The 12,602-nt window shown below is 69.3% G+C and carries 9 protein-coding genes; 1 reads left to right on the top strand and 8 read right to left on the bottom strand.

From position 1 onward, the window contains the following. Positions 1 to 90 precede the first annotated feature (90 nt). The 5 genes from ntrX to dusB all read right to left on the bottom strand — a co-directional run bounded on the left by ntrX (position 91) and on the right by dusB (position 7,445). Positions 91 to 1,482: a nitrogen assimilation response regulator NtrX gene (gene ntrX / locus HLH34_RS06360; protein ID WP_183118770.1), complete on the bottom strand. Its 1,392-nt coding sequence runs from the start codon at positions 1,480 to 1,482 to the stop codon at positions 91 to 93. Continuing rightward, positions 1,472 to 3,688, bottom strand: coding sequence for a sensor histidine kinase NtrY-like (locus HLH34_RS06355; protein ID WP_183118769.1), 2,217 nt, complete (start codon positions 3,686 to 3,688; stop codon positions 1,472 to 1,474). The genes ntrX and HLH34_RS06355 overlap by 11 nt, the downstream gene beginning before the upstream one ends. 62 nt (positions 3,689 to 3,750) lie before the next feature. Beyond that, the gene (ntrC, locus tag HLH34_RS06350; protein ID WP_183118768.1) at positions 3,751 to 5,199 is read right to left on the bottom strand and encodes a nitrogen regulation protein NR(I); all 1,449 of its coding nucleotides are present in this window, start codon (positions 5,197 to 5,199) and stop codon (positions 3,751 to 3,753) included. 54 nt (positions 5,200 to 5,253) lie between these two features. Further along, positions 5,254 to 6,333, bottom strand: coding sequence for a two-component system sensor histidine kinase NtrB (locus HLH34_RS06345; RefSeq protein WP_183118996.1), 1,080 nt, complete (start codon positions 6,331 to 6,333; stop codon positions 5,254 to 5,256). A gap of 56 nt (positions 6,334 to 6,389) precedes the next feature. Further along, positions 6,390 to 7,445: a tRNA dihydrouridine synthase DusB gene (dusB, locus tag HLH34_RS06340; RefSeq protein ID WP_183118767.1), complete on the bottom strand. Its 1,056-nt coding sequence runs from the start codon at positions 7,443 to 7,445 to the stop codon at positions 6,390 to 6,392. Positions 7,446 to 7,667: 222 nt separating this feature from the next. Here dusB and HLH34_RS06335 point away from each other — a divergent pair, with 222 nt between their 5' ends. After that, the gene (locus tag HLH34_RS06335) at positions 7,668 to 8,822 is read left to right on the top strand and encodes a bifunctional 2-C-methyl-D-erythritol 4-phosphate cytidylyltransferase/2-C-methyl-D-erythritol 2,4-cyclodiphosphate synthase (RefSeq protein ID WP_183118766.1); all 1,155 of its coding nucleotides are present in this window, start codon (positions 7,668 to 7,670) and stop codon (positions 8,820 to 8,822) included. Between the two features lie 192 nt (positions 8,823 to 9,014). Here the strand turns inward: HLH34_RS06335 and HLH34_RS06330 are convergent, their stop codons facing one another. From HLH34_RS06330 to HLH34_RS06320, 3 genes are all read right to left on the bottom strand, one after another. Further along, positions 9,015 to 9,200 carry a hypothetical protein gene (locus HLH34_RS06330; RefSeq protein ID WP_183118765.1) on the bottom strand — a complete coding sequence of 62 codons (186 nt, stop codon included), beginning with the start codon at positions 9,198 to 9,200 and terminating at the stop codon, positions 9,015 to 9,017. A gap of 151 nt (positions 9,201 to 9,351) precedes the next feature. Next, a complete protein-coding gene (locus HLH34_RS06325; RefSeq protein ID WP_183118764.1) occupies positions 9,352 to 10,098 on the bottom strand; it encodes an ATP12 family chaperone protein in 747 nt (248 codons plus the stop codon). Continuing rightward, the gene (locus HLH34_RS06320) at positions 10,095 to 12,545 is read right to left on the bottom strand and encodes an AsmA family protein (protein WP_183118763.1); all 2,451 of its coding nucleotides are present in this window, start codon (positions 12,543 to 12,545) and stop codon (positions 10,095 to 10,097) included. The genes HLH34_RS06325 and HLH34_RS06320 overlap by 4 nt, the downstream gene beginning before the upstream one ends. Between the last annotated feature and the right edge of the window lie 57 nt (positions 12,546 to 12,602).

The following is a 12,602-nucleotide window of genomic DNA, read 5'->3' as shown; positions in this document are numbered from 1 at the left end:
GCGGGTTCGGGCGCCGCAAGGCTCACCCGTTCCAGGCCGTGCGTATTTGATGGGCACTATCTAGCAGGCCCTTACGCCCGGGGCAAAACCTCATCCACCGCCCCGGTCCTCGGACGTCACGCCAAGCTGTTTGAGCTTGCGGTGCAGGGCGCTGCGCTCCATTCCGACAAACCCCGCCGTCCGGCTGATATTTCCCCCGAAACGCAGCAATTGGGCCTGAAGATACTGGGTTTCGAACAGATCCCGCGCCTCGCGCAGCGGCAGGCCCATGACGTCGGCGGCCGGATCAAATTTCAGCAAGGCCGGCGCGCCCTGGCCGACCGACGGCGGCAGCATCTCGGCGCGGATCGGATCGGACCCGTTGCCCGGCATCATGATCAGAAGCCGTTCCATCAAATTGCGCAGCTCACGCGCGTTGCCCGGCCAGTCGTAGCTCTGCAGCGCGGCGATGGCGTCGCCCGACAGTTCGCGCAACGGCAGGCCGGCATTTTCCGCAGCACGATGCAGGAACAGGCGCGCCAGGCCGGGAATATCCTCGCGCCGCTCCCGCAGGCTGGGAACGCGCAACGGCACCACGGCCAGGCGATAATACAGATCCTCGCGGAAGCGGCCGGCGGCGATGGCCTCCTGCAAATCCCGATTCGTCGCGGCCAGGACCCGCACATCGACCTTGACCCGCGACGATCCGCCCACCCGTTCGAAGCTTTGATCCTGCAAGGCCCGCACGATCTTGCCCTGGGTTTCGATGGGCATGTCCGAGACCTCGTCCAGCAGCAGCGTGCCGCCATGCGCGCGTTCCAGCACGCCGGTCCGCCGGCCCGCGCCGTCGGCCGCGCCCTCGATCCCGAATAATTCCTCCTCGAACCGGCCCGGGGCCAGGGTGGCGCAGTTCAGGGCGATGAACGGCCCCTCGGCCCGGCGCGACCGGGCATGGATCATGCGGCCCGCGACTTCCTTGCCCGACCCGGCGGCGCCCGAGATCAGGACGCGCGACCCGCTGGGCGCCACGCGTTCGATCTGGCTGCGCACCCCCGCGATCACCGAACTGTCGCCGAACAGCACCGCCTCGGGGCCCGCGCGCAGGCGCAGTTCGGCGTTTTCCCGCGCCAGGCGCGACGCTTCCAGCGCGCGCCGCACCACCAGCAGCAGCCGGTCGGACTGGAAGGGCTTCTCGATGAAATCGTAGGCGCCGTGCTGCAACGCCGCGACCGCGGTCTCGATCGTGCCATGACCCGAAATCATGATCGTGGGGACCGCCGGTTCCTCCCCCTGGATGGCCTGGAGAATGCCCAGCCCGTCCAGCCGCGACCCCTGCAGCCAGACATCGAGTATGACCAGGGAGGGCCTGCGGGCCCGGAACGCGCTGATCGCCGAATCCGAATCCCCCGCCAGACGGGTCTCGTAGCCTTCGTCCCGAAGAATACCTTCGATAAGCAGCCGGATATCCGGCTCATCATCGACGATCAGGATTTCATGCCCCATGGTCGTCCTTTATAGGCAGTATCAAGATCGAAACCGCTCCCCTGCCGTCTGGCCGGTCGTCCAGACGGATGCTACCCCCATGATCTTCCAGAATTTTCTTGACGATCGCGAGACCCAGACCGGTTCCTTTCGGTTTATGGGTCACATACGGCTCGGTCAGTCGCTGCCGATCTTCCTGGGGCAACCCGACACCGTCGTCGGAGACCGAGAGATGTGCAGCCGTCCCGTCGACGTGCAAGACAATCCGGACCGTCCCCGTCGGGCCGACCGGGACGTTCGCAGCATCCCTGTCTTTTGGAACCATTGCAATGGCATCGGCCGCATTCTGTAACAAATTGGTCAGGGCCTGGCCGACTAGGCGCCGATCGCACGAAACCACCGGCCCGTGATCCGGCAGTTCGGTCTCGTAACGGATCTCGGGGTGGGCGGCGCGCTGCAGGATCAGGGCCTCGCGCACGATTCGCGACAGGTCCTCGGGGCGGATGATCGGCTGTGGCATGCGCGCGAAGGCGGAAAATTCGTCCACCATCCGCCCGATGTCCCCGACATGGCGCACGATGGTGTCCGCGCACTGGGCGAAGGTTTCGGGATCGGAGGTGATTTCGCGCAGGAAGCGCCGCTTCAGGCGCTCGGCGGCAAGCTGGATGGGGGTCAGGGGGTTCTTGATCTCGTGCGCGATGCGACGCGCGATGTCGGCCCAGGCCGCCTTGCGCTGCGCCGCCTGCAAGGCGGTGATGTCGTCGAAGGTCACGACATAGCCGTCGGGCGAGGCGCCCCGCGCCTCGGCCCCGATCCGGACCAGCAGGGTGCAGGCCCGCGCGCCCGCGCCCACCTGCACCTCGCCGGTCCAGACGCGATCGGGCGCGCGCACGATCTCGTCCAGCATGGGGCCGAATTCCGGGACCACATCGACCAGATGCCGCCCCACCGCCGCCGCCAGATCCTGCTGCAGCAGGACGCCCGCCGCGCGATTGGGCAGTTCGATCACCTGCTGGGCATCCAGGCCGATGACGCCGGCCGACACCCCCGACAGCACGGCCTCGGTGAAGCGACGGCGCTCGTTGATCTGGCTGTAGGCCACCATCAGTTCGGACCGCTGGCTGGCAAGCTGGTCGGTCATGCGGTTGAAGGCCCGTGACAGGCTCGACACCTCGTCGTCACGCTCGCCCTCGGGCACGCGGACCTTCAGGTCGCCGTCACTGATGCGTTCCGACGCCAGGATCAGCAGGCCCAGCGGCCGGGCGATCTGGTTGGCCAGCACCAGCCCCACCAGCACCGCCGCCGACAGCACCAGCACGGCGACAAGGGCGAAGATCAGCACGAAAGTGAACTGGATCTTCGACCGGTTGCGGTTCAGCCGCTGGTAATCGGCGACCACCCGCTCGGTCTTGTGCATATGGTCCAGGATGACCGGATCGACGGGCCGGGTGATCACCAGCATCAGGGCCGGCGTGTCGCCCAGCGAAATCACCGCGCGCACCGTCTTTTCATCCGGCGAATCGAGAATCGCGATCTCGTTGGTGCGCGCCATCATCGTCGCCGACGGCGGCGGCAGGGCCTGCATGTTGCCCGTGCGGCTCATCAACCCGCCCGACGCCACGACGGTATGTGTCAGCGGATCGTAGACCACCGCCTCGTCCAGACCGCGCAAGGTGGCCTGGGAATCCAGGATCTGGTCCAGCGCCTCGGGGTCGTGCATCAGGTCGGACCCGGCGGCCGACAGGCTGTTCTCGGCCCCGGCCAGATAGTTGGCCAGCGAGAACGCCTCGGTCCGGATATTGGCGTTATGTTCCTGAAGATAGCCGTGCGAAGCCTGCAACGCCTCGTTCAACGCGGTATTCACCCGGTCGCTGAACCAGATCTGGATGCCGTAATGGAAGAAGACGGCGGCGAACGTGCCCACCACGATGGTCGGGGCGACCGCCACGATGCCGAACAGCGTCACCAGGCGGACATGCAGCCGCGCCCCGGCCAGGCCCCTGCGCCGTTCGGCCAGCACCCGGCCGACACGCTCGGTCATGGCCAGCGCCAGCAGCAGCAGGACCAGGAAATTCAGCAGGAAGATCAGCGCCTGCACGCGCGGATAATGCGTCAGCGACATGCCGCCGGACAGCACGACGAAGGTCGCGACCCCCAGACACAGCGCCATCGCCACCAGCATGGTCGCCACATCGCGGCGCGCCAGCATGTCCAGCAGCAAATGCATCGGCCCGGCCGGCCGGCCGCGGGTGCGCCAGCGCGATAGAAGATTCCTCGCCCTCATGGACGCTAGCTGACCCCACGTACCACCGGAATGTCCAGATCCCGGATCTTCTTGCGCAGCGTATTGCGATTCAGGCCCAGCATCGCCGCCGCCTTGATCTGGTTGCCCCGGGTCGCCGCCAGCGTCATCTGGATCAGCGGCCGCTCGACCTCAGCGATCACGCGGTCATAGATGTCGTGCAGCGGCATGCCGTCCTGACCCGAGGCCAGGAAATGCCGGATATGGCGGGCAACCGCATCGGCCAGCGGTTCCTGCGCCAGCGCTTCGGACTGTTCGCCGGGCGATTCGTGCAGGGTCTCGGCCAGTTCGGTATCGACCAGTTCCGCCGTGATCGTTTCCTGCGGATACAGCGCCGCCAGCCGGCGCATCAGATTTTCCAGCTCGCGCACATTGCCGGGCCAGCGGCTGGCCTGCAGGCGTTCCGTCGCGCCGTCGGACAGCAGTTTGGCGGGCAGCCCGTCCTCGCGGCAGCGCTCGAGGAAGTGCCGCGCCAGCAGGGGAATGTCCTCGGTCCGCTCGCGCAGGGGCGGCAGGCGGATCGGCACGACGTTCAGGCGATAGAACAGATCCTCGCGGAACGTGCCGGCGCGAATCGCCTGGCGCAGGTCGCGATGGGTGGCGGCGATGATGCGGACATTCGCGCGGATCGGCTGGCGGCCGCCGACGGTGGTGAATTCGCCTTCCTGCAAGACGCGCAGCAGGCGCGTCTGAGCCTCGGGCGGCATATCCCCGATCTCGTCCAGGAACAGGCTGCCGCCGGCGGCCTGCTCGAACCGGCCCGGGGTGCGGCTGGTGGCCCCGGTGAAGGCCCCGCGTTCGTGGCCGAACAGTTCGCTCTCGATCAGCTCGCGCGGAATCGCGGCCATGTTGACGGCCACGAACGGGCCGCCGCGCCGCCGCCCGTAATCATGCAGCGCGCGGGCCACCAGTTCCTTGCCGGTGCCGCTTTCGCCGTTGACCATGACCGTCAGGTCGGACGTCGTCAGCCGGGCGATGATGCGGTAGATGTCCTGCATCGCCATGGACCGCCCGATCAGCGGCATCCGTTCGTCGGCGTCCGGCGGCGCCGCTTCGGGCAGTGCGCTGGCGGGCGACGCCAGGGCGCGCTCGACCACCGACAGCAGTTCCTTCAGATCGAAGGGCTTGGGCAGGTACTCGAACGCCCCCCGCTGCGTCGCCTTGACGGCGGTCATCAGCGTGGATTGCGCGCTCATGACCACGACACGCAGGTCCGGCCGCGCCCGCTTGATACGCGGAATCAGGTCCAGCCCGTTCTCGTCGGGCATGACGACGTCGGTGATGACCAGGTCGCCTTCGCCTTCCTCCACCCACTGCCACAGGGTGGCCGCATTGGCGGTGGTACGCACCTGATACCCCGCGCGCCCCAGCGCCTGGCTCAGGACGGTGCGGATGGAACGGTCGTCATCGGCGACGAGAACGGTCGGCAGGGGCATGCGGGGTTCAATCTCTTGCGTCGAACGGGGGTTTAGGAAAAGGCCGAATAGGTTTCAGGTCGGGTCTTTGCCCTCGGCCACGACCGGCAGATGCAGCAGGACCTCGGTCCGGCCCGGCTGACTGTCGATTTCGATCACGCCGCCATGGTCGCCGATGATCTTGCCCGCCAGGGCCAGCCCCAGGCCGCTGCCGCTGGCCTTGGTCGTCAGGAACGGCTCGAACAGATGGGGGCGGATGCTGTCGGGAATGCCCGGTCCGCTATCGCGCACCGACACCACCAGCGGCAGTTCCACCCGCTGTTCCATGCCCGGCACCGCCAGGCGGACCCCATGACGATAGCTGGTCCCCAGAGTGATCGTCCCCCCCTGCCCATCCGATGCAATGGCCTCGGCCGCATTCTTGACCAGGTTCAGCAGCACCTGGACCAACTGGTCCCGATTGCCCCAGACCGGCGGCAGCGAGGGGTCGTACTCCTCGACAATGCGGATATCGGCGGCGAATCCCTGCTGTGCCAGCAGGCGCACCCGTTCCAGCACCCGGTGGATGTTCACCGGCCGACGCTCGATCGGCTTGTCGCTGAACATTTCCATCCGTTCGACCAGATCGCGGATCCGGTCGGCCTCGTCACGGATCAGGACCGCCAGTTCCCGGTCGTTCTCCGCGACCGAGCTTTCCAGCAACTGCGCGGCCCCCCGGATGCCGGACAGCGGATTCTTGACCTCATGCGCCAGGATCGCCGCCATGCCGGAGACGCTGCGCGCGGCAGAGCGGAATGTCAGCTGCCGGTCCAGCGTCCGCGCCGCCGACGAATCGTGGAAGGTCAGCAGGACGGCCCCCGGCTCTTCCGTCACCAGCGTTCCCTGCACGGTGATGCCGGTGCGGCGCAGCCGGGGGCCTTCCAGCATCAGTTCGTGCTCGGCGATGGTCACGCCGTCGCGCAGGACCTGTTCGACCAGAAGGAATACGGGATGATCGCCGGCCAGCAGATCCGTCAGGCACATCTGTACCAGATGGGGGCTGGACACGCCGAAAAACGGTTCGGCCGCGCTGTTGACGTAGCGGATGCGATGGCCCGCCCCGACCAGCACGACCGGCATCGGCAGGGCATCCAGCAACGCCACGCCGTCCGGCATGCCCCCCGGCGGCGCCAGGACGGGCATGTCGTCATTGCGATGCAGGACCATGGTGCTCACGCTGCCACGGCGGCCTCCTGGCCGCCCGCCGCGCCGCGCCGCTCGCGCACCGAACCGGCGGCGATCTGCCGGTCGTAGAAGGCGTCGATCATCCCGATCGCCGCGTCGACCGTATCCACCCGGTTGATGGCGGCGCGGAAGCCGGCCGAGTCAGGCAGGCCGGCGGAATACCAGGACATATGCTTGCGGGCCAGGCGCAACCCAGGATGGACGCCGAAATGCGTCAGCATCAGGTCGTAATGTTCCAGCACGATCGCCTTTTCCGTCACCAGGTCGGGGTCGGGCACGATCTCGCCGGTAGTCAGCGCCCGCCCGACCTGTGCCAGGAACCATGGCCGGCCGTAGCAGCCACGGCCGATCATCACCCCATCGGCGCCCGACAGCGCCAGGGCCCGGCGCGCGTCGTCCACCGTCAGGATATCGCCATTGACGATGACCGGCAGCGACACGGCCTCCTTCACCTGTCGGACGAACGCCCAGTCCGCCGTGCCGTTGTAGAATTGCTGGCGCGTGCGGCCATGCACGGTGATCATGCGGATGCCCGTCTGCTGGGCGATGCGGGCCAGGACGGGGGCGTTCAGACTGGCGTGGTCCCAGCCCATGCGCATCTTCAGCGTGACGGGCACGTCCACCGCGCGCACCACGGCGTCCAGCAGGCGGCCGGCCAGCGCCTCGTCACGCATCAGGGCGGACCCGGCCTGCTGGCCCACGGCGACCTTCTTTACCGGGCAGCCGAAATTGATGTCGATCATGTCGGCGCCGCGATCGACGGCGATCCGCGCCGCCTGGGCCATCGCCTCGGGCTCGCACCCTGCCAGCTGCACCGCGTTGGGGCCGTCGTCGGCGACCTCGGCCATGCGCAGGGTCGCCTGGTTTTCCCGGACCATGGCCCAGGACGCGATCATTTCCGACACCACCAGGCCCGCGCCCAGCCGGCGCGCCAGCCGGCGGAACGGCAGGTCGGTCACCCCGGACATCGGGGCGAGGATGACCGGGGTGCGCAGCACCACCCCCCCACCCAGATCGACAGGACGTAACAACTCTGGCGACATGATCGGCATTACTTCCGTTTCGGATCGTCGGTTTTCGGGCCCGGTGCACCGGGATGAGCGAAAATCCAGCATACATGCATAGGATTTAAGCAGAATATACAGTCTTTCGCCGTCACGCAATCGCGATGGCTGCCCCGCGGCCCGGTGGAAAATGAAGAATTCGGGAAACCGGCGACGTTCTGGCGCTTGACGCGGGAATGTCCGCGCCGCATTCCTCCGGCCATGCGTGTTGCAGCCATCCTTCTTGCCGCGGGCGCGGGCCGCCGTTACAGCGCCACGACGGCATCCCCAGTCGCCAAGCAGTATCTGACGCTCGGCGACCGGCCCATCATCCGCCATGCGGCGGACGCCCTTGTCCCGCATGTGGACCTGCTTCAGCCGGTGGGCGACGCCGCGTCACTGGCCGAGGCCCTGGCCGGGCTGGACGTCCTGCCCGCCGTCCCCGGCGGCGCGACCCGGCAGGACAGCGTGCGCGCGGGGCTGGAGGCGCTGGATCGCCTGCCGGTCGCCGAACGCCCGGACATCGTCCTGATCCATGACGGCGCCCGCCCCTATGTCCCGGCCGAGGTGACCCAGGGCGTGATCGCGGCCCTGGCGCGGCATCCCGGCGCCATCCCCGCCGTCCCGGTGGCCGACACCATAAAGCGCGGACGCGACGGCGTTATCGCCGGCACCGTGCCGCGCGACGATCTGTACCGTGCCCAGACGCCCCAGGGATTCCGTTTCGCGCTGCTGCGCGACCTGCACCGGGGCGCCGCCACGACGGACGCGACCGACGATGCCGCCCTGCTGGAGGCCGCCGGGCACGACGTGGCGCTGGTCGCCGGGGCGGAAGACAATATCAAGCTGACTTACGAGGAGGATCTCGTGCGCCTGGAACGCCTGATCGGCCCGACACTGCTGCCGCGCACGGGGATCGGCTACGATGTCCACGCCTTTGCCGAGAACCGTCCGCTGATCCTGTGCGGGATCACCGTGCCGCACGATCGCGGCCTGGCCGGTCATTCCGACGCGGACGTGGGCATCCATGCCCTGTGCGACGCGATCTACGGCGCGCTGGCCGAAGGCGACATCGGCCGCCATTTCCCGCCCAGCCAGAACGAATGGAAGGACGCCGACAGTGCGCGCTTCCTGGTCCATGCCGGCGAGCGCATCCGCGCGCGCGGGGGCATGCTGGTCAATGCCGACGTCACCCTGATTTGCGAACGCCCCAAGATCGGCCCGCATTCCGAGGCGATGCGCCAGCGCCTGGCCGACCTGCTGCAGGTCGGGATCGACCGGATCTCGGTCAAGGCGACGACGTCCGAGCGCCTGGGCTTCACCGGACGCGAGGAAGGCATCGCCTGCACGGCCAGCGCTACCGTCCTGGTTCCCTGAACCTGGCCCCAGCCTTGAACGGGGCGATCGGAGGCTGGTTTAAAAGTTGGTATGCCGAGCGAGAGTGCCGCGAAGCGGCACGCCCGGCGTGTGTTTTCGAGCACCGGAGCGGAGCGGCCTTGATGGCCGTGAGCACCAGCGCGCAGGAAACGTGCGTCGGATCACCGGCAGACCGGCTTTTAAGCCAGCCTCTCAGCCGATCGCCATGATGACGACTACCACCGGCACTACCGCCAGCAGCACCCAGGCCCCCATCGCGCAGGTCGCGACCACATGGGCCACCCGCTGCCGCAGTCGGCGCCCCGACGAGCGCACAGCCACACCGGATTCCACGAAGCCGGACGTTTCGGATATCGGACGCCAGTCGATCGAGGCCATGATGTGCTCCTGCCTTAGCCGGTGATGTCTCCCTGACGTTCCTCTACACCGAACTTCTGTAACGAAGTGTTCGGCTCCGTATCGGAACGCAAACCGACCCTGCCGGCCATTTGTGGCGGATCAATGACTGGCGCGCGGCGTCACATGCCTGTCATTCCGCCCCCTGCAGCAACCGCAGGAACAGGGCCGCCTCCTCCACGTCGCGGCCCAGCGCCGCCAGCCGCGCGGCCTGCTGGGCGTCGTGGCCCCACAGTTCCATCTGCGTCCGCTCGTCCAGCGTGGCGCAGGCGGCCGCCTGTTCGCCGGCCAAAGCCCCCTCGGCCAGCGCCAGGCCGAGCACCAGACTGCCCAGCGCCGGCACCGCAACCCCCAATGCCGCCAGGACGCCGTCCGGAACCGCTTGCAGCACCGTCATCAGGGCGGCCAGGGCCTCGGGCGGCTGGCTGACCGGCATCACGCCTTCGGTCACGCGCAGGACGATCCCGTGCCGGGCCCGCAGCCATTCCAGCCACGGATCCCATTCCGCCCGCTGGCGTTCGACCAGCAGGGACGGCGATCGCGCGCGATAGCACAGCAATTCGCCTTCCGCATAACCCGCGAGGGTCTTCACGGTTTCCGACCGATCGGGCGCAATTCGCTCCAGCATCGTGCCCGCGATTCGCGTCAGGGGCAGGTCGGCCGGGGTGAACAGCCCCCCCTTCCCGCCACCGGCCAGCCGCCATTCGTCAGCCAGCGCACGGGCCAGCGCGTGGCTGCCCACACGCAGTTCCGTCCCGCCGGGCAGGCGGACCGGCCGGCCGTCCAGCCGGACGCCGAATCCCTCCTCCAGCACCACGGCCTGGGCATCGGTCCAGAACCGGCGGCGACCCGCCGCGCCGTTGTCCGTCGTCGTGCTCATCGCAGAATCCCCAGGCCGCGCAGGAAATCGAGGGCCTTGGGCGCGTGCACCTTCGGGGCCGCACCGGGTGCCGGGCCCGGCTGCCCCTCCCGCGCCGCCTGCAAGGTCGCCGGGCACGGATCGGCAATGCCCGCGGACGGGCCGAGGGTCAGGCTGAACCGCCCGCCCGGCCCGGCCGGGTCCAGCCGCGGATGCGGGGCCTGCAACGTCCCGCCCACCGCGACCGGCATCGCCGCCCCCGTCGAACCGATCAGCAGTTGCGGCAGTAGGTGCAAATCCAGTTCCTGCCCGGCCAGCCCGACCGTGCCATGTCCCGTCACCGACAGGCGGTAGGTCTGCAACCCGATGGTATCCAGCGCCGCGCGGCCGCCGCCCAGCGCCATGTGAACCCCCAGGCATCGCAGCCCGACCGATGCCCCGTCCCCCGCTGCTGCCGGCCCGACCAGCCGCCCGAGCGCCGCGCCGTCGATGGTGCCATTGACCAGCGACAGGCCCAGATGCCCGGCCAGGGACGCCCGCAGCGCCCCCCGCGTGTGTCCCTGTGCGTCCAGCGTGCCCACCAGTTGCACCGGTCCGCGCAGGATCTGGGGAATGCCGACGCGCGGGGCCGCCCATTCGGCCGGCAGCACCAGCGAGCCCAGCGTGGCGGACAGGCGGGGCATATCGCCCGATGCATCAATGCTCAGCCGGCCGTTCAGATGACGATCCCTTCCCTCGGCCCGCAACGGATCGACGACCAGCCGCCCGCCTTGCAGGACCACATGGGCCAGCGCATCGCGATAATCGTCGCCGCCCAGCCGCACCTGCGCGGCCGAAAGATCGAGATCGGCATCCAGCAGGCGCAGGCGCTCGAACGGCAGGGTCGAATCGTCCGGCGCTGCCGCCGGCGGCATGGTGCCGGATGCCGGGGCGGGTGCGGCCGGCCCTGCGGGCACGGCGGACGCCGGCCCCGGGTGCCGGGTTCCCCGCAGGGCGTCGAAATCCAGCCGGTCCGCATGCAGGTGTCCGGTCAGCAGGGGCATGCCCCCCGTTCCGCCATGATTCGTCCATTGCGCGTCGCCCGACAGCGCCAATTGGGCGGCATCCACCCGCAGGCCGGACATCTGGATGGTCTCGCCGCCCTGCATGGCCACATGGGCGTCGGCCGTCAGGCGGTCCAGCACCTGATCGCCCGGCAGCGCCAGATGGGCCGCCGTGGCGTGGATATCCAGCGCGGACTGCCCGCCGCCCACGCTGCCGCCCAGTTGCGCCGTGCCGCCGCCCGCATCCAGCACGATATCGACCGGCACGCCTGTGGCCATGCGGCTGCGCCACGCGCCCAGCGTCTCGGACAAGGTACCCAGCGTGCCGTGCAGTTGGAACGCGCGCTCGCCCAGGGCGCCGTCGGCCTGCACCGCGACATGGTCGGCCGGGGTCGGAGCATCGACCGCCAGATGGGCAAGCCGCAACCCGGCCGCGAGCCGCCCGGCATCGGCCGGGCCCGTCCGCAGGCTCAGCCTGCGCAGGCCGGGAACCGACGGGCCGTCGCCCGTCACCACGTCGGCGACCTGCGCGGAAAGAGTGATATCGCGGATGTCCGGCAGGGCGGCATGGGGAAACAGCCGCTCCAGATCGGCCAGTCGCCCTACAGCCGCCTGGACCGCGACATCGTATCCGCGCAGCCGCGCCGGATCGGCAAGGGTCCCCTCCACGGTGAGCGACCCCGTCGTCCTGCCGTCGGCCAGGGCCGCCGCCGCCAGATGGACGGGCCAGGCGCCCCCGGCCTGCCCCCCTGGCTGCATCGACGCCAGGGCGCCGACACGCCCCGCCAGGGTAAAGGACGCGCCGCCATCGCCCGCGCGGTGACCCAGCACGTCGAAGGACGGGGCGCCCCCGGTCAGCCCGTCAAGCACCACATGGTCCAGCGCGGCCTTGCCCGTGGCATGGCCCTGCCGGTCGTCCCAGGCCAGCACGGCATCCTGGACGCGCACGCTGCCGATCCGCACCCGCCAGCGGGTGGAGGACGGCGACCCGGCCGGCCCCGACGGCCTGTCGTCCGGTTCCGGCGTCATCTGCCAGTTGGCGCGCCCGTCCGCCGTGCGCTCGACCAGCAGGTCGGGACGGGTCAGGCGCACATCCTCCAGCCGGATTTCATGATGCAGCAGCGGCAGCAGCGCCACGCGCGCGTCCAGCCCGGCGGCGGCCAGCATTTCGGCCCGCGCGCCGCCCGCCATGTCGGACAGGCCGAAATCGCGGATCGACACCGAGGGATAGGGCACGATCCGCACGTCGACCGCCCCCAGCCGCAGGGTGCGCCCGGTCTGATGCCGCACCGCCACGATCGCCTGCTGCCGCAAGGCCTCGGGATCGACCAGCACCCGCGCCGCCAGCGCCGCGCCGCCGGCCGCGACAACCAGCGCCGCCCCCGACAGCAGCAGCCATTTCCGTCCCCGACCGGTGCGTGTCATGCCGTAATCTCCGTGATGCCAATCTTCGGCGGCGTGCCTCAGGGCGCTGCCCTGAAA

The organism is Gluconacetobacter azotocaptans (assembly GCF_014174355.1).
In the GTDB taxonomy this organism is placed as follows: domain Bacteria; phylum Pseudomonadota; class Alphaproteobacteria; order Acetobacterales; family Acetobacteraceae; genus Gluconacetobacter; species Gluconacetobacter azotocaptans.
The sequence above is the reverse complement of the archived record's forward strand: the minus strand, read 5'-3'. Positions and strand labels throughout refer to the sequence as shown.

Bases quoted from the DNA above. Each gene is read 5' to 3' on its own strand.
- ntrX (WP_183118770.1), bottom strand. From the start codon at position 1,482: ATGGGGCATGAAATCCTGATCGTCGATGATGAGCCGGATATCCGGCTG.
- HLH34_RS06355 (WP_183118769.1), bottom strand. From the start codon at position 3,688: ATGCATTTGCTGCTGGACATGCTGGCGCGCCGCGATGTGGCGACCATG.
- ntrC (WP_183118768.1), bottom strand. From the start codon at position 5,199: ATGCCCCTGCCGACCGTTCTCGTCGCCGATGACGACCGTTCCATCCGC.
- HLH34_RS06345 (WP_183118996.1), bottom strand. From the start codon at position 6,333: ATGCCGGACGGCGTGGCGTTGCTGGATGCCCTGCCGATGCCGGTCGTG.
- dusB (WP_183118767.1), bottom strand. From the start codon at position 7,445: ATGTCGCCAGAGTTGTTACGTCCTGTCGATCTGGGTGGGGGGGTGGTG.
- HLH34_RS06335 (WP_183118766.1), top strand. From the start codon at position 7,668: ATGCGTGTTGCAGCCATCCTTCTTGCCGCGGGCGCGGGCCGCCGTTAC.
- HLH34_RS06330 (WP_183118765.1), bottom strand. From the start codon at position 9,200: ATGGCCTCGATCGACTGGCGTCCGATATCCGAAACGTCCGGCTTCGTG.
- HLH34_RS06325 (WP_183118764.1), bottom strand. From the start codon at position 10,098: ATGAGCACGACGACGGACAACGGCGCGGCGGGTCGCCGCCGGTTCTGG.
- HLH34_RS06320 (WP_183118763.1), bottom strand. From the start codon at position 12,545: ATGACACGCACCGGTCGGGGACGGAAATGGCTGCTGCTGTCGGGGGCG.